This is a genomic window from Prevotella sp. P3-122 (assembly GCF_002251365.1).
Classification (GTDB): domain Bacteria; phylum Bacteroidota; class Bacteroidia; order Bacteroidales; family Bacteroidaceae; genus Prevotella.
On sequence record NZ_NPJH01000002.1, the window covers coordinates 105,198 to 123,281 of the forward strand.

At 44.2% G+C, this 18,084-nt stretch carries 20 protein-coding genes and 2 pseudogenes; 16 read left to right on the plus strand and 6 right to left on the minus strand.

The annotated features are described in order from the left end of the window. Positions 1–100: 100 nt before the first annotated feature. Positions 101–1,021: a nucleotidyltransferase gene (locus tag CIL02_RS00480; protein ID WP_094398527.1), complete on the plus strand. Its 921-nt coding sequence runs from the start codon at positions 101–103 to the stop codon at positions 1,019–1,021. Continuing rightward, complete coding sequence (locus CIL02_RS00485) at positions 1,021–2,061, plus strand: bifunctional oligoribonuclease/PAP phosphatase NrnA (RefSeq protein ID WP_094398528.1); 1,041 nt, start codon at positions 1,021–1,023, stop codon at positions 2,059–2,061. Before CIL02_RS00480 ends, CIL02_RS00485 begins: the two co-directional genes overlap by 1 nt. A 143-nt stretch (positions 2,062–2,204) precedes the next feature. Here CIL02_RS00485 and CIL02_RS00490 read toward each other — a convergent pair whose 3' ends face one another. Further along, the gene (locus tag CIL02_RS00490) at positions 2,205–3,146 is read right to left on the minus strand and encodes a hypothetical protein (protein WP_094398529.1); all 942 of its coding nucleotides are present in this window, start codon (positions 3,144–3,146) and stop codon (positions 2,205–2,207) included. Positions 3,147–3,718: 572 nt separating this feature from the next. Here CIL02_RS00490 and CIL02_RS00495 point away from each other — a divergent pair. The 13 genes and pseudogenes from CIL02_RS00495 to CIL02_RS00555 form a co-directional block, all read left to right on the plus strand. Further along, positions 3,719–4,156: a DNA-binding domain-containing protein gene (locus CIL02_RS00495; RefSeq protein WP_094398530.1), complete on the plus strand. Its 438-nt coding sequence runs from the start codon at positions 3,719–3,721 to the stop codon at positions 4,154–4,156. Positions 4,157–4,309: 153 nt separating this feature from the next. After that, positions 4,310–5,065 (plus strand): annotated as a pseudogene (locus CIL02_RS00500) (IS4 family transposase); the annotation flags it as partial. A gap of 72 nt (positions 5,066–5,137) precedes the next feature. Further along, on the plus strand, positions 5,138–5,557 hold the full coding sequence (locus CIL02_RS00505; protein ID WP_240513475.1) for a nitroreductase family protein: 420 nt from the start codon (positions 5,138–5,140) through the stop codon (positions 5,555–5,557). Next, a complete protein-coding gene (locus tag CIL02_RS00510; protein ID WP_094398531.1) occupies positions 5,487–5,858 on the plus strand; it encodes an MmcQ/YjbR family DNA-binding protein in 372 nt (123 codons plus the stop codon). Before CIL02_RS00505 ends, CIL02_RS00510 begins: the two co-directional genes overlap by 71 nt. A gap of 45 nt (positions 5,859–5,903) precedes the next feature. Next, complete coding sequence (locus CIL02_RS00515; RefSeq protein WP_094398532.1) at positions 5,904–6,653, plus strand: YbjQ family protein; 750 nt, start codon at positions 5,904–5,906, stop codon at positions 6,651–6,653. 51 nt (positions 6,654–6,704) lie between these two features. Beyond that, a complete protein-coding gene (locus CIL02_RS00520) occupies positions 6,705–7,139 on the plus strand; it encodes a LexA family transcriptional regulator (RefSeq protein ID WP_094398533.1) in 435 nt (144 codons plus the stop codon). Between the two features lie 12 nt (positions 7,140–7,151). Beyond that, positions 7,152–8,447 carry a Y-family DNA polymerase gene (locus CIL02_RS00525; RefSeq protein WP_094398534.1) on the plus strand — a complete coding sequence of 432 codons (1,296 nt, stop codon included), beginning with the start codon at positions 7,152–7,154 and terminating at the stop codon, positions 8,445–8,447. Then, complete coding sequence (locus tag CIL02_RS00530) at positions 8,444–8,944, plus strand: hypothetical protein (RefSeq protein ID WP_094398535.1); 501 nt, start codon at positions 8,444–8,446, stop codon at positions 8,942–8,944. Before CIL02_RS00525 ends, CIL02_RS00530 begins: the two co-directional genes overlap by 4 nt. Continuing rightward, positions 8,941–9,519, plus strand: a complete 579-nt coding sequence (locus tag CIL02_RS00535) for a hypothetical protein (protein ID WP_094398536.1) — start codon at positions 8,941–8,943, stop codon at positions 9,517–9,519. Before CIL02_RS00530 ends, CIL02_RS00535 begins: the two co-directional genes overlap by 4 nt. Before the next feature lie 88 nt (positions 9,520–9,607). After that, the gene (locus CIL02_RS00540) at positions 9,608–10,099 is read left to right on the plus strand and encodes a GNAT family N-acetyltransferase (protein ID WP_094398537.1); all 492 of its coding nucleotides are present in this window, start codon (positions 9,608–9,610) and stop codon (positions 10,097–10,099) included. A gap of 19 nt (positions 10,100–10,118) precedes the next feature. Next, on the plus strand, positions 10,119–10,496 hold the full coding sequence (locus CIL02_RS00545; RefSeq protein ID WP_094398538.1) for a CidA/LrgA family protein: 378 nt from the start codon (positions 10,119–10,121) through the stop codon (positions 10,494–10,496). Positions 10,497–10,532: 36 nt separating this feature from the next. Then, on the plus strand, positions 10,533–11,225 hold the full coding sequence (locus CIL02_RS00550) for an LrgB family protein (protein WP_094398539.1): 693 nt from the start codon (positions 10,533–10,535) through the stop codon (positions 11,223–11,225). 567 nt (positions 11,226–11,792) lie between these two features. Further along, positions 11,793–13,100 (plus strand): annotated as a pseudogene (locus tag CIL02_RS00555) (hypothetical protein); the annotation flags it as partial. 117 nt (positions 13,101–13,217) lie between these two features. Here the strand turns inward: CIL02_RS00555 and glmM are convergent. Both glmM and CIL02_RS00565 read right to left on the minus strand, forming a co-directional pair. Further along, positions 13,218–14,609 carry a phosphoglucosamine mutase gene (glmM, locus tag CIL02_RS00560; protein ID WP_094398540.1) on the minus strand — a complete coding sequence of 464 codons (1,392 nt, stop codon included), beginning with the start codon at positions 14,607–14,609 and terminating at the stop codon, positions 13,218–13,220. Positions 14,610–14,626: 17 nt separating this feature from the next. Beyond that, on the minus strand, positions 14,627–15,274 hold the full coding sequence (locus CIL02_RS00565) for a DUF4827 domain-containing protein (RefSeq protein ID WP_094398541.1): 648 nt from the start codon (positions 15,272–15,274) through the stop codon (positions 14,627–14,629). A 238-nt stretch (positions 15,275–15,512) separates the two neighbouring features. Here CIL02_RS00565 and CIL02_RS00570 point away from each other — a divergent pair, with 238 nt between their 5' ends. Continuing rightward, entirely contained in the window at positions 15,513–16,040 is a 528-nt protein-coding gene (locus CIL02_RS00570) for a hypothetical protein (RefSeq protein ID WP_141210063.1), read from the plus strand. Positions 16,041–16,067: 27 nt separating this feature from the next. Here CIL02_RS00570 and CIL02_RS00575 read toward each other — a convergent pair whose 3' ends face one another. From CIL02_RS00575 to CIL02_RS16500, 3 genes are all read right to left on the minus strand, one after another. Then, complete coding sequence (locus CIL02_RS00575; RefSeq protein ID WP_094398543.1) at positions 16,068–16,997, minus strand: DMT family transporter; 930 nt, start codon at positions 16,995–16,997, stop codon at positions 16,068–16,070. Positions 16,998–17,149: 152 nt separating this feature from the next. Then, positions 17,150–17,590, minus strand: coding sequence for a lytic transglycosylase domain-containing protein (locus CIL02_RS00580; protein ID WP_170934966.1), 441 nt, complete (start codon positions 17,588–17,590; stop codon positions 17,150–17,152). Between the two features lie 299 nt (positions 17,591–17,889). After that, on the minus strand, positions 17,890–18,084 hold a 195-nt coding region (locus CIL02_RS16500), incomplete at its 5' end, for a hypothetical protein (protein ID WP_206073448.1).

Genomic DNA, 18,084 nt, shown 5'->3' on the forward strand with positions numbered 1-18,084 from the left:
GTCATTATATGACAGAGGAAACAGAGAGCCTTTGGGGATGCTGTTAACCTACCCGCCTTTATATGGATTTTCAAACTAACATTATTAAACATAACGTATTATGAAACCAACACTATTTCTCCTTGCTGCAGGAATGGGAAGCCGTTACGGTGGCCTTAAGCAGCTTGACGGTCTCGGCCCTAACGGCGAGACAATTATGGACTATTCAATCTACGACGCTATCCAGGCCGGATTTGGCAAGATTGTATGGGTAATCCGCAAAGACTTCGAAGAGCAGTTCCGCACACAGATTCTCTCCAAGTACGAGGGCGTTGTGCCATGCGAGCTCTGCTTCCAAAGCATAGACAGCCTCCCAGAAGGTTTCAAGTGTCCAGAGGGTCGTGTAAAACCTTGGGGTACCAACCACGCCGTTCTTATGGGTAAGGATGTAATCAAGGAACCATTCGCCGTCATCAACTGCGACGACTTCTACGGACGCGACGCTTTCATGTCTGTAGGCAAGTTCCTCTCCTCTCTTCCAGAAGGCTCAACCAACAAGTATGCCATGGTTGGCTTCCGCTGCTGCAACACACTGTCTGAGAACGGCTCTGTAGCTCGCGGCGTATGCGAGTACGATGACAACCGTCACCTTACCGACGTAGTTGAGCGCACGGAAATCATGCGTCAGGCAGACAAGGACAACGCCATCTGCTTCAAGGACGAGAACGGCGAGTGGATACCACTGGAGGAGAACGTACCGGTATCAATGAACATGTGGGGCTTCACACCAGACTATTTCGAGCATAGCGAGGCTTACTTCAAGGAGTTCCTCTCCGACCCGAAGAACATGGAGAACCTCAAGGCTGAGTTCTTCATACCTCTGATGGTCAACAAGCTCATCAACGAGGGTACAGCAACAGTAGAGGTACTCGACACCACTTCTGTATGGTTTGGCGTAACCTACGCTGCCGACCGTCAGGCTACCGTTGAGCGTATAGCCAAGCTCGTGGCTGATGGTGTTTATCCAAACAAACTGTTCTAATGCTTAACAACATACTGAATGAACAAGAAGTCGCTACCTTACGAGAGTTGATAGCGACTTCTTCTCGTATTGTTCTCTGCGCCCACAAGTCACCCGACGGCGACGCTGTTGGCGCAGTACTCTCCATGGCGGAATATCTGCACACCATCTGGAACAAGGAAGCTTTCATCGCCCTACCCGATGCCTATCCCGACTTCCTGCAATGGATGCCGGGAAGCGAGCGCATCGTACGCTACGACAAGCACCCCGAGCAAGTGAGCGAGGCTTTCGACAAAGCAGACCTTGTGATATGCCTCGACTTCAACAAGGCAGACAGACTGCATGCCATGCAGGAGCCTTTCGACAACTGCAAGGCACCGAAGATTCTCATCGACCACCATCTGCAACCGGACATTCAGGCCAAGGTGACAGCATCGCATACAGAAATGTGCTCCACGTGCGAGCTGGTGTTTCGCATCGTATGGCAGCTCGGGGGCTTCGACACGCTCGACCGCAAGTTTGCCAGCACTATCTATTGCGGAATGATGACCGACACGGGAGGCTTTACCTACAACTCTACAAGACCGGAAATTTTCTTCATTATCTGCCAACTGCTCACCAAGAAGATAGACAAGGACAAGATATACCGCAACGTATTCAACAACTACAGCTCATGGGCCATCAGGCTAAGAGGCTACCTCATGAGCCAGAAGCTGAACGTCTTTGAGGACCTGCATGCCTCATACTTCACCATCACGCGACAGGACATGAAGGACTTCCGCTTCATCAAGGGCGACGCAGAAGGACTCGTCAACGAGCCTTTGAGAATTAAAGGCATGAAAATGTCCATCTCCCTGCGCGAGGACGACCGCAAGGACAACTGCGTATGGGTGAGCCTTCGCTCCGTCGATGACTTCTCCGTGGCAGAGGTGGCAGAGAAATTCTTCAATGGTGGCGGACACCTCAACGCCAGCGGCGGACACCTTGACTGCAGCATGGAAGAGGCTGTGCGCATCACACGCAATGCCATCACATACTTTGCCGACAAGCTGAGGAAATAGCAAGATAAACTCTCCAACACATACACTAATAGTTGAGGGCTGTAATAAACAATATTCCGCATACTACTTTTGATGGGTAGTATGCGGAATAATAATATACATACAGACTGCTTCAGTTAATTATCTGTTTATAGCATCCAAAGTTATTTCACCTCATTGAAATAATATACCATAGACATTTCGTATGATTCGCCATCTTCCTCTTCCTTGTCAGTCTCTGTAATTACCAGCTGGCTGCCCTTGTAGCTTACAGATGCAAAACCATTCAAATAAGAATCCTCAAAGTCGTTTTCCCAAGAATACTGCAGCATAGTCTCGCTGTCATTTACCCATCTCCATGTAGAAACAGCCAGCTCGCTATTGCTGTATTTCACCATATAGGTGCCAGTCTTGGTAAAGACAACCTGCTCAGGATTGGCTATGTCCAGATACTCCCAATCAGACGGGTCAAACTCTTCGTCATTTGACTCAGCCCATTTCTGCAACTTCTTTATCAACTCTCCCATTGTGCTTGCAGTTACGTCAAGCAGTACCTTGCCATTGATTTTGGCAACTATCTGGAAAGAAGCCGTATTCCAAGTTCTGCACAAACGATTTGTGTTTTCACTATCCAAGTCACGGTTCTGCTTTGAAGCCGTATAAGTGAAAGAAGCGCCTGATGACGGCATGAATTCCAGACTATAAGCATTACCGGCACCATCCTCTACGACCTTCACCTTGCCATATCCGGCAAGAACGTATGTACCGTCAGCATCAACAGTATACTTGCCATACAGGATAGGCGAGTACACAGACTCGCTCCTCGTCGCGGCCTTACGAAGCAAATTGCCAAACATCATATGGGCAGGAGATTTCTTTGCTGCAAGCGAAGACAACGACTTTGCACCAGTTGTTGGAAGGTCATTCGATACCATTATGTAGTTACCGCTTTCCGTAAACTCTACTGACGAGAATGCAGCACCGGCATCGGCTATCTGATACTTGGCAGCATAAGCTTCAAAAGCAGCGGGCGCAACATCACCGCCATCGTCATCATCATCGTCACTACTGCAAGACACAAGCGATAGACTGCAAACTGTCATCATAAAAAGGAGTACATAACTCCAAACTCTTTTTGTTGTTTCCATGAATTAAAACTATTAGTACTGTTTGTTATTAAAAAAAGACATGCAAAGATAAAAAGTTTTTTCGGTACAAAAAAATAATAAGCCTCATTATTATCATAATCTCACTGACTGAACAAGTCATTAGCTGCCTTTTGTCCTCAGCATTGGCACTTTGTTAACGCATATGGACACTTCTGCTAAATTTCACCTTCAACTATATCAAAACCTATCAATGCCACAAAAAACACTTGCCCACAACAGGTTATCATTAAAACAATAAAGGCGATTGCCAAATATGCACAACCATCAATAATTATAGCTTACAACGAGTCCGCTATCGGGTTAAATCATGCAATGCAGATATGTTCGTCGCAAACAAGGTTATTAACCTTACAGCCGTAAGGTTATTAACCTTTCGGGCGTAAGGTTAATAACCTTATCGCCAATGCAACCTATTGCACTTTTCTCTTCAATTGCTTGCATTTCGCCTTTTAATTTATTATATTTGCACACATAATTATATATATGTCACAATTTAAACATCAGACAATATGAAATACACACTAGTAATGCGTGGCAACCCACGCTACCCTGAGCGCAGCAAAAAGGCATACGCCTGCGCTCAATACGAGAAGACGTTGTCGGTTGACGAGCTCATCGACCACATCGTAAGCCATGGTTCATCATTCAGAAAAGGCGACTACAAGGCCATCATCTCAACTCTTGCCGAAGCCATGGCGGAAATGATGGCGGAAGGCTACAAGATTGACCTCGCCGAGATGGGCAAGTTCTACCCTACTCTCGATTGCAATGGCGCCGACACCATGGCGGAATTCAATCCCGACAAGCACATCAAGTCCGTAAAAGTGAACTGGGAGCCTGGCGACGACTTCAAGAACCTGAAAGACAAGATTACGTTCCGCGAGGACCTCACCAGACGCCTGCAGAAGGACGCATTGAAGGCAGACATGGAAAAATGGGATAAATAATTCACTACACTACTGTCCCGTAAAAGTGGACTATTCGGTCTTTGAAATTATTGAAATATAGTCTATTAGAAGTAATCTTTCATGTGCGACGATTTGAATTTGTAATTTTGCAGTCCATAAAGGAACTGCTCTATGAACAAAGACAAATATGTGTATGCATTTGATTCAACAACGATTCCGCTTTGCTTGTCCGTGTTTTGGTGGGCAAAGTTCCGCAAGAAGAAAGGAGGCGTTAAGGCGCATGTCCTTTACAATCTAGAGTCTCAGGTCCCAGCTTTCTTCCATATTACGACTGCATCGGTACACGATTCAAAGGCAATGAAGGAGATTCCCTATGAATCAGGCTCATACTATGTATTTGACCGAGGCTACAATGCATTCAAGGAACTCTACAAGATTTGTCTGAATGAATCATACTTCGTGGTTCGGGCGAAGAAGAACTTGCAGTACAAGTGTACGAAATGGAAACGTAGATTGCCTAAGGATGTGCTTTCTGATCCCGTTATTAAACTCACGGATGTGAACACACAGAAGAAGTATCCTGAGAAGCTTCGACTTGTGAGATTCCACGATGACGAGCAAGATAGAGACTTCGCATTTTTGACGAATGCATTCCATCTTACCGCTCTCGAAATTGCCAATCTCTACAAGAACCGATGGCAGATTGAGTTGTTCTTCAAGTGGCTCAAGCAGCATCTCAAAATTAAGAAATTCTGGGGCACTACAGAAAACGCTGTCAGAATACAAATTTGCTCTGCAATCATAACTTACTGCCTTGTCGCCATCGTCCAACACGACATGCAACTAAAGCGGTCAACCTATGAGGTCCTGCAGATTTTGAGCATCTCACTAACGGATAAGACTCCACAGAGAGATCTCTTCGAAAAGACTAATTTCAACGATGTCTAAGAACTCGATTATCCCCTCTTTGAGGGACTATTTGATTAAATTTAACTTCGTCCCATTTTTAACGGGACACTAATGATTCCCGACACCTATGTACTGGAAGAAGGTGAGGTTATCAAGGCATATATTGCCATCGGTTATGGTGAGACACAAGGTAGTGGCCACAAGATCAAGACCGTTGAGCAAGTGAGTAATGCCAGTGACATCACCCCATCGTGGTTTAAGAAAGGCGTTGAAGCAGCATTGCTTGCTCCTACAGCCGTAAACCAACAGAAATTTTCGTTTGAACACGTTGGAGTGAAAAACAATCGCCATCAAATAAGAGCAAAGAAGATTTTTTCCATGATTGGGTATACCAAGATGGATTTAGGGATTGCCAGATACCACTTTGAGATTGGTGCAGGAAAGTCAACTTTGATTTGGTATGAATATAGAAGAGGTCAGAGAGTACACGTTGTCACTTCCAGGAGTGACCGAAGACCATGCGTTTGGTGAAGACATCCTTAATTTCCGCTTGGAAGGAAAGATATTCGTCTGCCTATGGTTAGGCGGTGGCAGGTATGATATGAAGGACGGAGTTTCAAGAATCGCCTTGAAGTTACCTCCAGACAGAAATATCGAACTTAGAGAACAATTCTCTACTGTGACACCTGCCTATCATTGGAACAAGACGCACTGGAGCGACGTTTATTACGAAGAAATGGACGAAGCATTAGTAGAGGGGTTAATTAGAGAGTCCTATCAGCTCATAGCATCAAAGCTCCCTAAAGCCATTCGTCAGAAGTATATCAAATAAGAATGTAACATTAGAAGAAATATTTGGACACTAATAACATAAACTATGGGAGTTATAATTACAACAACTAATAATATCTCATGCTATTCTATTAAGGAATACAGAGGTGCTGTTTGTGCCAATCAAGTGCTTGGTGCAAATGTTTTTGCAGATTTTCTGGCAAGTTGGACAGACTTTTTGGGAGGTAAGTCTGGCGCATATCGCGACGTACTCGACGAATTGTTTGCAGACGTTAGAAAGCAAATGATAGATAAGGCAACAGATGTAGGAGCGAATGCAATTTTGGGATTCCGTCTTAGCTTTAATGAACTATCAGGAAAACAAAAAAGTATGCTCATGTTGTCTGGCTATGGCACATTAGCTTTAGTTGAACCGAACAAGTTTGAGCGTTTGGAAAAAATACAGAAACTCAAATCATTTTTATCTGAGGGTTTGCTAACCCAAGAAGAATACGATGAAGAAGAAAAGAAAATATCTTCAATGTACGAAAACTTCATATTTGATGATACAACCCAGAGTATTGAAGATTTCATTGACATGAATGTTTCTACTGAACAAGACGATTCAGAACAAATTTTCGACAATATTTGGAAACTTTCTGTTGAAGGAATTCAGGAAGCCGAATTGCCTTTTGTCTTAAAGGGTAATACCAGTAAAGAAGTCTTAGGCAATCTGCTTAAAGAAGAACGCTATAATGAGGCAGGGAAATACTACATGGAAAAATCCAAAGCAGATGCTAATGCGGCATATGAGTTTATTTTCAATATTATCTCTCAAGGCAGTCAATCTTTATAGCAAGCAGAGGCGAAACCTCGTGACGAATCGAAAGTAAGATATATCAAATAAATGGCCAACATACAAATTATACAGGGAGACTTCAAAGAGAAACTGGAGTTACCTCTTGCCGAAGGGCTAAAGGCAGGTTTCCCATCACCTGCCGAAGATTATAGTCATGAGACCATAGATTTCAACCGTGACATGATCCACAATCCTGAAGCCACGTTTTACGGCAAGGTTGAAGGAGATTCTATGATGGAGGTTGGCATCTGTGATGGCGATATAGCCGTGATAGACCGTTCTAACGAGGCAAATAGCGGTGCTGTTGTTGTGGGATGTCTGAATGGTGAGTTCACCATCAAGTTCCTTGAACTGCGTCACAAGAAAGACGGATACATTGAACTGCGTCTAGCCAACAAGGACTTTAAGCCCATCAAGATTACTCCTGAGGATGACTTTTTTGTTTGGGGCGTTGTTGTCTGGACTATTAAGCACTGGAGATAAAACAAGAAAATTATGTACGGCATCATTGACTGTGATAATTGCTACGTCTCATGTGAGCGTGTCTTTCGGCCAGACCTGAGAGATAAGCCAGTCGTTGTTCTATCGAACAATGACGGCTGTGTAGTTGCACGGTCGAATGAAGCCAAGAAAACGGGCATTAAGGCCGGAACACCTTATTTCCAGTTGGCAGAGCAATTTCCCAATCAGAAGATAGCCGTATTCTCATCGAACAACGAACTGTACGGCGAATTAACAGGTCGTGTAGTTTCTATCATTCGCAAGGAGGCACCGGCTTACTTCCGTTATAGCATCGACGAGTGCTTTGTCTATCTCGACGGCATGGAGCATCTGAACTTAAAAGCTTGGGGCGAGGAACTTCACAAGAAAATCAAACGTAATGTTGGTATGCCTGTCAGCATTGGGCTTGCTCCCAATAATACTCTTGCAAAGATGGCAAGCCTCTTTGCCAAGAAATACCAAGGCTACCGCCATTGCTGCATGATAGATACTAACGAAAAACGTATCAAGGCTCTGAAGCTCTATCCCATAGATGAAGTTTGGGGCATTGGGCGACGCTATGCTGCAAAACTCGAAGCTCTTGGCGTGAAGACAGTCTATGATTTTGCTGAACACAACCAGACTTGGGTTAAAGCCACCTTCAACAATATTGAGATAGAACGTACATGGCGCGAACTGAATGGCGAAGACTGTGTACCCAATGAAGAAATGGCCAAGAAGAGATCTATCTGCACAAGCCATTCCTTCAATGGAATGATAACAGACCTCGACGGACTCCGTACCCATGTATCGAACTATGCGGCTCGATGTGCTGAGAAACTACGTCAGCAAGGTACTGTAGCGTCCATCGTAGGCGTATTTCTCAAGACAAATGCTTTCCGTGAAGACCTGCCTCAATACTGGAACTTTCAGGAAATGCGTCTTCTTACGCCATCCAGTTCGACAGTTACCATCGTCAAAGCTGCCAATAAAGTTCTCCAGAAGCTCTACCGTCAGGGCTATCACTATAAGAAAGCTGGTGTCATCGTCATGGGAATTGGGCCTAACAGTCCAATTCAGCAGGACTTGTTTGACACAAATGCTGAACAGTTTGAAAAGACGAAGCGACTTGATGCAGTCATTGATCGCATCAACAAGGTCAATGGAACCGAGACCATTGTGCTTGGCAGTCAGCAATACACTCAAAAGGACGGTAAGGGAAAGGCTAACGTCTTTGCCAATGCCATCAAACATGATTTCAAGAGCAAAAATCCAACCACGAGGTGGTCAGATATAATTAAGTTAAAATGAGAAATAGTAAGAAAGCGCAAGCATTAGCGGATAAATGCGCCAAAGAGCATGGCTTCTTCTGTGCATCCTATCGAGGGTGCTCAGCCGAAGAATTGGTTTATGTACCATTGAACAGCAACAGTGAGAACAATCCAACGATTCCTACATATATACTCATTCACGATAATGAAACAGAGTATGTACAAGGAATAGAGTATGTGGATGTTTTAGATGGTGTCAAGATAAGAAACTTCAAAAACGGGCATAGAATATTTAATACACTTTATCGCAGGTTCCAAGAGAAAAACTTTGAATGTGATAATGAAGAAAGTGAAGAATATTCTATCGTAGTTTCGCAATTAGGGCCAAAGAAACCATGGATAAACAAAAGCATTTTATACGACTACTTGGAAATTGCAGAACGATTAGGAATGAAAGTCGAACTCAATCCTAATAGGAAAGAAAGTATTGACGATGAAGGGAATTGGATGTATCATGTAGAATTGAGGAACTTATGAAAGAGACTAAAACCATTAAGTATGAACTTAGAGAAGGACTAAAGTTCACAGGAAGGCAAATTTCTTCCAAACTTGCAATATCAAAGAATAAAAGTCCTAATGGGAAAAGCGTTACCTATATTTTTGTAAGGAGAAATAACATGTATTTCTTCATCCCAGTAACTGATATATACTTTGATGCAAACAACAGAGAACTTATCATGCCGAAGGGACGGCCTGTTCAAGTTGCAAAAGGATTATATACGGACATTATACCTTCCTCGAAATATAAAGGCTATTACGTGTTATCACCGGATTCTGATTATAACCCGATATTTAAGGAAGTTGAATTATCTGATGGTAGGAAAGTTTGGGTAATGGCATACGACGAATTAGTTCTACACCTTTATTCTTGGTCGCTTGAATATGGCGATGAAAAAGAATGGAAGGAAGGTTATCTCTCGACACACCAAATAAAAGTCCATGAACGAATCGAAGAAGAAAAAGTACGTGAGCAGAACGAAGAATTATATCGGATGGCCAAAGAGATGACAGATGAACTATTTGAAGAAGCAGGATATGATTTTATGGATTGATATCATAACATCTTCCATGCAGTAACGTGAGGTGTTATAATATCACTTGCCATAAGCCCCCAGCTGAAGGCGTGATATATTTCTAAGAATGACAAAAAGACAGAAAACAGCAGCCAATGCTGATGAAAAGATAAAACAGCTGTATGAAACGGCATTCCCTGAAGACGAGCAAATCCCTTGGAAGGACTTGATGCGTCTGGTTGAGGAAATGCCGTTGGATTTCACTGCATACTACGATGTAGAAACCTTCATAGGCTTCACCATCGTTTATCCGCGCAAGCAGTTTAACTGGTTCTGGTACTTCGCCGTGTGCGAAGAGCTAAGGAGCAAAGGCTATGGTCAGCAGATACTGAATCAGCTGATTGAACGATATAATGGGCAGCCTTTCGTTCTTGACATGGAGAGTACCACTCAAGTTTGCGATAACCTGGAAGAACGTAGAAAACGTCAGTCGTTCTACTTGCGTAACGGGTTTAGGGACACGAATGAATTCACTAATCAACGACGTACATTCCAAAATTTATCGTGTGAGATATTCGTTATCTGCCAATTATTCACTACCTTTGCACCCGGAAAATGAATATCAGACTCAGGATAATATGGTAAGACAATGTTTCATTCTTTTCGGTTGCCTCGCTCTTGGCGAGCTTATAGTCAGCATTACGGGCATAAAATTGCCGGCAAGCATCATTGGTATGCTTATCCTTACGCTGCTGCTCAAGCTGAAAGTAGTTAAACTGGAGTGGGTGCGCGGCCTGACGGATTTCCTCATCGCAAACCTCGGTTTCTTCTTCGTGCCGCCAGGCGTGGCTCTTATGCTCTATTTCAACCTGATAAAGGCTGAGATAGTACCCATTGCCATGGCTACGCTCCTGAGTACCATCATTGTCCTACTTATTACGGGACACACGCATCAGGTGGTAAGCAAGGGAGAGAATAAGGTGCGAGAGAAAATACACAACAAGAAACAGGAATAACGTATAAGAAGTTTAATAATCATCAGGATAATCGATATGAAGACCATTCTCTGCAACGAATATTTCATGCTCGCCCTGACATTCGGCGTATACTTTGCAGCCAAGAGCATACAGCGCCGTCTGGGCTGGGTACTTTTCAATCCCATACTTGTGGCCATAGCTGTCATTATAGTCTTTCTGCTGTCCATGGACATACCCTACGAGACATACAACGAGGGTGCCAAGCTGATAGCATTCTGGCTAAAGCCTGCCGTTGTGGCTCTTGGCGTGCCGCTCTATCTTCAGCTGTCTTCCATCAAGAGCCAGTTTCTGCCAATATTGGCCTCACAGACCGTCGGCTGCATTGTCGGAATAGTGAGCGTGGTGGTCATAGCCAAGATTTTTGACGCATCAGATGCCGTTGTACTGTCGCTTGCCAGCAAGTCGGTAACAACTCCTATTGCAATGGAAGTGACACAGGTGCTGGGCGGAATACCCTCGCTCACGGCTGCCATCGTGGTGATAACAGGACTTATCGGGGCCATAATAGGTTTCAAGACACTCTCCATAGGACATGTCAACAACCCCATGGCACTGGGGCTGTCCATGGGAGCAGCATCACATGCCCTGGGAACATCGACGGCCATGGAGCGCGACCAGTTTGTCGGGGCATACGCCAGCCTTGGCCTGACCCTCAACGGCATCCTCACTGCCCTGCTTACTCCTACGGTTATAGAACTGATGGGGTGATACGCTTATCGCCCCACCGCTAAGAGCAGTCAGGCTTCCGACTTCAGACTCGTATATAGTATGTCTGTTCTATAGCAATACTGAAGTCCTCTGTATCTACTTTCAGTGTCTTGAACACGTCCTTGCCATCGGTTTCAATCTTTATCCAGAATGTCACCTATTTATTAGGGTGTACAGTTTGATGTGCAAAAAATGGACACTCTATCAAATAAAAAAGCCAAGCGTTTAACTTGGCTGGAATGAGAACGGGTCTCTGAAGGTTAACCCATCCCTCACGCTGCAAAGGTACAAAAAAATCCGTTACTTCCAACAAAAGTAGCGGATTTTTTCATTTTTCACGCTTTCATCCCTCTATTCCTGTACTCCGCACAGTGACAGTTATCTCCATCGTTGTCACAACTATGCAACAGACGCTTAACAATCAGGTAATGCCATTGCCACACCATTGTAAAACACTACCCGTACCTTTGCAGCCGTAAACGATAGATGATAAAAACATGAGTTTAACAAAGAAAGTAATCTCTTCTCTGACATTTACGGCACTGCCCATTGTGACAATGCAGGCCGCAGACATTGAAGAAAGGCACCTACCTGCTGAAAGGATGGGTATACATAGCTAACGGAGCTGAGCTGACAATAGAGCCAGGTACCATCATCAAGGGTGACAAGCAGACAAAGGCATCGCTCATCGTGGAAAGAGGAGGAAAGCTCATCGCACAGGGCTCTACAACGGCTCCTATCGTATTCACATCTGAAGAGAGTGCTGGAAGCAGAAAGCCCGGTGACTGGGGAGGTATCATCATCTGCGGCAAGGCCAAGAACAACCAGAATGAGATGCAGATAGAAGGTGGCCCGAGGACAAAGCACGGCGGTAACGACGATGCCGACAATTCAGGTGTGCTGAGCTATGTGAGAATAGAGTTTGCCGGATACCCATTCCAGACAGACCAGGAGATAAACGGACTGACACTTGGCTCTGTAGGTAGCGGAACAAAGATTGACCACGTACAGGTGTCATACTCCAACGATGACTCATACGAATGGTTTGGAGGAACTGTAAACTGCCGCTACCTTGTGGCTTTCCACGGATGGGATGATGACTTCGATACCGACAATGGTTTTAGCGGAAACGTACAATACGGTCTGTCTGTACGCAACGCAAAGATTGCCGACAAGTCGCAAAGCAATGGTTTCGAGAGTGACAACAATGCCAGCGGCTCGGACGTATCGCCATACACCAATGCAACATTCTCCAACATTACATTCATCGGTCCAAAGCTTCAGACAGGTGTGAACTTCGTAAACTCAACAGACTTCATTACCGGCGGACAGATGAACCCCAACAACGGCTCGGCTCTCGGCAAGTTCCAGTCAGCCATGCAGGTACGCCGCAGCTCACGCCAGAACATCATCAACTCTGTAGCAGCCGGATGGCCTATAGGACTCATCATAGATGGCGAGAAGGGTGATACTCCCGCACAAGCCAAGGCCGGCACCATCCGTTTCCACAACAATGTGTTTGCAGGCATGGACATCATCGGCTCTGATGCCAACAAAGTATACGAGGACGTTCTCTACGATGCAGTCAATACGACTGTCATAGACGCCAACCAGAAATCTTATTCCAACACCTTCTTCTATTTGGAGGCACTTAAGAACAAGTCTTACGACGATGCATCAGCTCTCTATCTCACTGATGCCTATGGTGTTGGTTCTCCATTCATGCCATCGGCTGTCAGCCCTCTGCTCAACACAGCTTCATTCGAAGGCGAGGCCTCATGGTTTGATAAGGTTGCATACGTAGGCGCATTCAACGCAACAGACAACTGGCTCACAGAATGGACATGCTTCGATCCACAGAACGAGAAGTACTAAGAAGCGACCTCCGCTGATAGCGGAACAAAAAAAATGTGGCAAGCAGCATGATTTACTGCTTGCCACATTATTTTGTGTTGGTAAAAAAACAACTTAGAAACTGCGTGGGCACGATTGCTACTGCATGTCGTATACAACCTGCATTAGTTGCTTACCAAGTGCATCGGCCTTTTCCATAGTATCAGCCTCACTGTATACACGTATGATAGGCTCGGTGTTGCTCTTACGCAAGTGTACCCATGAGTCGGGGAAGTCGATCTTCACACCGTCAATATCGTTTACGCATGCTGTTGGGTCGGCAGCAAACATCTCCTTAACCTTTACGAGAATGGCATCAACATCGGTGCTTGCTGTGAGGTCTATGCGGTTCTTGGCGATAGAATAGTCTGGGAATGTTGCGCGAAGCTCGCTAACCTTGCATCCCTTCTGAGCAAGGCTTGAGAGGAAAAGGGCTATTCCAACAAGTGCGTCACGGCCATAATGGCTCTCTGGATAGATTACGCCGCCATTGCCCTCACCGCCTATTACGGCACCGACCTCTTTCATCTTGGTGGTAACATTGACCTCGCCAACAGCAGAGGCCGAATAGGTTCCTGCATGTTTTTCCGTCACATCACGCAGGGCGCGTGTCGAGCTGAGGTTAGAGACGGTATTGCCTGGGGTATGAGAAAGAACATAGTCGGCAACACTGACGAGAGTATACTCTTCTCCAAACATCTTGCCATCCTCACAGATAAACGCCAGACGGTCAACATCCGGGTCAACAACGATACCAAGGTCGTAACCGCCCTTTGCCATCTCGTCCATAATGCCGGTGAGGTTCTTCTGCAATGGCTCCGGATTGTGGGCAAAGTCACCATTAGCCTCTCCATTAAGGATTGTGTATGCTACACCTAGCTTGTCGAGAAGCTTTGGCAGGATTATTCCACCAACGCTATTGATAGAGTCAACGATGACCCGGAAGCCAGCCTTGCGAATAGACTCTGTATCAACGAGTCTCAGTGCGAGTACGCTGTCTATGTGACGCTGGTCAAAGGTATCATCCTCCGTATATTTTCCTACGTTATCAACGTCCGCATAGTCGAAATCCTCCTTCTCGGCAATAGATAGTACCTCATTGCCTGCATCCTTGTCAAGGAACTCGCCAAGGTTGTTGAGCAACTTCAGCGCATTCCACTGGCGTGGATTATGACTTGCAGTGATAATGATGCCACCATCGGCACCGCACATGGTAACGGCAAGCTCGGTTGTAGGCGTGGTTGCCAACCCTATGTTGACAACATCGTAGCCCATGCCAAGAAGCGTTCCGCACACAATGTTGCAGACCATCTGGCCGCTGATGCGGGCATCACGTCCTACGACAATCTTATTTGATGTAGACTTTCCGCTACGCCTAATGTAAGTGGCGTATGCAGTTGTAAACTTTACAATGTCCAATGGGTTAAGGGTATCTCCTGGACGACCACCAATAGTGCCACGGATACCTGAAATAGACTTGATTAGTGTCATGGTTGAAAAATTATTCGTTATCGTCCTCTCTCGTATGTTATGACGTAATAGCATGGATAAACGCTTGCCGTAGCATAACTGTGTCCCATATCGTGTGGAACTATCAGTTTAACTTTCGCTATCTCGTCGGTGATGCTCACCGGACGGCCAACCTGTATGTAAGGCAGCGGCACCAGCCAACCTGTAGGCACGGATGTGTTGGACGAACTGCCGTACTGAGCGCAAAGCAGACTCGAGCCATAGATGAACGAAGCCGTGAACGTGCCACTATTGTTGGTAACGGTCATCTTGTCAACTATAGACGCATAGTAGAGAATATCATTGGTCAGCTGAATAGAATCCGTGAGAATGTTTTTCTCTGTGAAACGGCAGAGAACTGTAGCAGTCTCGCCAGGCATAATTTTCTCACCACAGCCGTTGCGCAAAATCTGCATGTATACGCCCTTTGACTGGAACAGCACATACTCGTTCTTGCTAACGTCTGTCTTATAGCCTTTAGCGGCAAACTCCTCCTCGCTGATAACATGAATGGCTGAGTCGGAAATAAATTTAGCTATGGCATTACGCTCCCTGTCTTTCTGGTCTGCATAGGTCTCATCATCATTACAGGAGGCTATTGCCAAGACACCTATCAGCAGGAATATAAAATAAGTCAGTCTTCTCATTGTATAATATGTTTTTATATTACCATGCGAGACACATATTCTCACATTCATTTGGCAAAGATACAACTAAAAAACCGAAAACAAGTAAAAAGCCATGAGATTTTACTCAATATTAAGCAATTCGTCACAACGTGTAAATGTTTTTTTAACTTACACAATGTTTTTCTAAATTAATAGCTGAAAAATGAAGGAATATCTGTATCTTTGCTACTTGTTGAAACATAACGTAAACACCACAATGAAAGATTTTGAGGAATTGTTAGAATGTCGAGCATCCATGGCTACCGTGAATAAAATAGTCTCCATGGTTAGCGGTGACGGAGAGGCTATCGGACGATTGTGTACGATAGCTGCCGGAGGATTAGAACACAAATCTGGGCATGCGGCATGGGCACTCACCCATCTCTCTAAAGAAGACAAGACTTTATATATCACACCGTATAGGGACTTGCTGACTGACAATATTGTCAATGGTCAGGCTACAATGAGGCCAGGTCTGATGTTGAACATTCTCATTGATATATATGATGACGATAACCCTCGCACAGATCTTCTGGACTTCTGCTTAGAAGGACTTGCTGACAGAAAATACAAAGACGGATGCCGATCTCTAATGATAAAGCTGGCAGCAAGGATGTGCAGACCATGGCCAGAACTTAAAGCTGAACTGCACGGTCGCCTTGACCTTCTGCCGCCTGAGCTGCCGCCAAGCATTGCCTCAGCAAAGCGTAATGCGATGAAGTGCAAGGAATCGAAGAAACAATAACTTAAACTAATAATACCGAACTGAACTCTACCTTCTCTTTATTCTTGGGAACATCTTACGGAGGCGAACAAGATATTTGTTTATGTTTCCACCAGCTACAACAATACTTACAGCAAAGATAATCAGCAAAAATCCTATAACGACACGTACCGTCAATACTTCACCAAAAACTGTCACACCAAAAAATACTGCCGTAACAGGTTCCAATGCTCCGAGAATGGCGGTTGGCGTAGAGCCTATATATTGTATGGCTCCAGTCGTACAGAGCAGAGATATGGCAGTAGGCATCAAAGCCAGAGCGAACAAGTTTCCCCAAAGATACCATTTATCTGCAGGAGGAAGCTGTATGCCATCACCAGCCAACGAGCGGAAAACAAAAAGAAACCATCCGAACAATATCACATAGAAAGTGACTTTCAGTGTTGCCATATCTTTCAGGCGTGTCTGGTTTATTGCCACTATATATGTTGCGTAGGACAGAGATGAGGCAAAGACAAGCATTGTTCCAGTAAATGACAATGTTGCACCGTTCTCTCCCTTATAGAGCAACCCAATTCCTCCTACAGCCATCACTAAGCAGACAACAGTCTGAATGGTCAGTTTCTCATGGAAAAAAACTGCCATAATCAGTGCAACCATTATTGGGTATACAAACAAAATTGTAGAGGCTATTCCCGCATCCATATAATTGTAACTCTGGAAAAGAGTCAATGAAGACAACGCAAAGACAATGCCAAGCACGGCGAGCGGCAAAAGGTCGTGACGGGTGATGGCAAACGAACGTCCGCGTGACCAGAGCATCAAGCCAAGGATAGGAAGCGCAAATAAATATCTGAAGAAAAGTACAGAGTCGGGACTTATTCCCTCTGCATAGAGCGGAAGGGCAAAGAGAGGATTTGTACCATAAGCTGCGGCAGCAATGGCACCTAAAAGGTAACCTTTAAAAGTAGTATTCATATCATCAGCAAAGGTAATGGAAATAATAGAAATAACAAAAAAAGAACCCCTTTTTTGACATATATGACAAAATAAAAAACCAATCCTTTCGGATTGGAATTACTATTTATAATATAAGTGACATCAAATTCTAATTAAAAAGCCATCAAATACTATTTCTTCAATGTTTTTAGAACCTTCATTACTTTCTCATAATACCTCTGAGTTCTTTTAACACTGTAATTGTTTCCACCATTCCATGCTCTTATGGCCTTCTCAATGTTATTCTGGGTATTGTACTCAGATTGCATAAGCAGAAACATCTCCTTAGATTTTGCAACACTGTATCTGTCAGCCAGTGTATATCTTTTCGTGCTTTTTCTTTCTTTTAGGATAATATTACATTGTGCAACCAAAATTGGCGTTATTTGCATTGCTCCAACAGAATTTCCACTTTTAGCTTTTGGATTACCATTACTTTCTACTTGTATAATGGCATCAATAACTGGTTGCCAGTCAAATGTATTCTTAAATTTTGGTGATGCTGAAGCAACCGTAGAAGTTAATAATAACAATGATACTAATACCCTAACAATCTTTTTCTTTATATTCATAATTTGACTTTTATGGAGCCTAATGTAAGTGTACATTGAAGACCAAACATATATATTCCATGAAAGATCTCAGCTCCGTTAGATACCTTAGCGAATAACAACTATTAAAACAATAGAAAGCTATCCTTATTCTTATCGGGTGCAAAGTTAAGAAAAAAAAACGATACCCACAAGCCTTTGAACTATTTTTAAGACAATTATAACATATATAAAGCATTGAAAATCAACTAATTGACTTATATCAAGCTATATAATCATTAAAAACCACATAAAACATCCAAAAGTAATAACTAAAGCATCTACAAAACATCCACACTTACAATACCCAAAACAACTACATCCCCTACAACACCAACATGCACCCTACCAAACAAAGCATAAAAAACGGGCTCCGAAGACATTCGTCCTCGGAGCCCTGATAAAAGAAGGCGGCTACCTACTCTCCCGCATTGCATTGCAGTACCATCGGCGATGGCGGGCTTAACTTCTCTGTT

What these genes read in the sequence shown, in the direction of transcription:
- CIL02_RS00565 (WP_094398541.1), bottom strand. Translation starts at nt 15,274, where the DNA reads ATGAGAAGACTGACTTATTTTATATTCCTGCTGATAGGTGTCTTGGCA.
- CIL02_RS00545 (WP_094398538.1), top strand. Translation starts at nt 10,119, where the DNA reads ATGGTAAGACAATGTTTCATTCTTTTCGGTTGCCTCGCTCTTGGCGAG.
- CIL02_RS00580 (WP_170934966.1), bottom strand. Translation starts at nt 17,590, where the DNA reads ATGAATATAAAGAAAAAGATTGTTAGGGTATTAGTATCATTGTTATTA.
- glmM (WP_094398540.1), bottom strand. Translation starts at nt 14,609, where the DNA reads ATGACACTAATCAAGTCTATTTCAGGTATCCGTGGCACTATTGGTGGT.
- CIL02_RS00515 (WP_094398532.1), top strand. Translation starts at nt 5,904, where the DNA reads ATGGGAGTTATAATTACAACAACTAATAATATCTCATGCTATTCTATT.
- CIL02_RS00535 (WP_094398536.1), top strand. Translation starts at nt 8,941, where the DNA reads ATGAAAGAGACTAAAACCATTAAGTATGAACTTAGAGAAGGACTAAAG.
- CIL02_RS00480 (WP_094398527.1), top strand. Translation starts at nt 101, where the DNA reads ATGAAACCAACACTATTTCTCCTTGCTGCAGGAATGGGAAGCCGTTAC.
- CIL02_RS00490 (WP_094398529.1), bottom strand. Translation starts at nt 3,146, where the DNA reads ATGATGACAGTTTGCAGTCTATCGCTTGTGTCTTGCAGTAGTGACGAT.
- CIL02_RS00575 (WP_094398543.1), bottom strand. Translation starts at nt 16,997, where the DNA reads ATGAATACTACTTTTAAAGGTTACCTTTTAGGTGCCATTGCTGCCGCA.
- CIL02_RS00505 (WP_240513475.1), top strand. Translation starts at nt 5,138, where the DNA reads ATGATTCCCGACACCTATGTACTGGAAGAAGGTGAGGTTATCAAGGCA.
- CIL02_RS00570 (WP_141210063.1), top strand. Translation starts at nt 15,513, where the DNA reads ATGAAAGATTTTGAGGAATTGTTAGAATGTCGAGCATCCATGGCTACC.
- CIL02_RS00540 (WP_094398537.1), top strand. Translation starts at nt 9,608, where the DNA reads ATGACAAAAAGACAGAAAACAGCAGCCAATGCTGATGAAAAGATAAAA.
- CIL02_RS00530 (WP_094398535.1), top strand. Translation starts at nt 8,444, where the DNA reads ATGAGAAATAGTAAGAAAGCGCAAGCATTAGCGGATAAATGCGCCAAA.
- CIL02_RS00550 (WP_094398539.1), top strand. Translation starts at nt 10,533, where the DNA reads ATGAAGACCATTCTCTGCAACGAATATTTCATGCTCGCCCTGACATTC.
- CIL02_RS00485 (WP_094398528.1), top strand. Translation starts at nt 1,021, where the DNA reads ATGCTTAACAACATACTGAATGAACAAGAAGTCGCTACCTTACGAGAG.
- CIL02_RS00525 (WP_094398534.1), top strand. Translation starts at nt 7,152, where the DNA reads ATGTACGGCATCATTGACTGTGATAATTGCTACGTCTCATGTGAGCGT.
- CIL02_RS00520 (WP_094398533.1), top strand. Translation starts at nt 6,705, where the DNA reads ATGGCCAACATACAAATTATACAGGGAGACTTCAAAGAGAAACTGGAG.
- CIL02_RS00510 (WP_094398531.1), top strand. Translation starts at nt 5,487, where the DNA reads ATGAATATAGAAGAGGTCAGAGAGTACACGTTGTCACTTCCAGGAGTG.
- CIL02_RS00495 (WP_094398530.1), top strand. Translation starts at nt 3,719, where the DNA reads ATGAAATACACACTAGTAATGCGTGGCAACCCACGCTACCCTGAGCGC.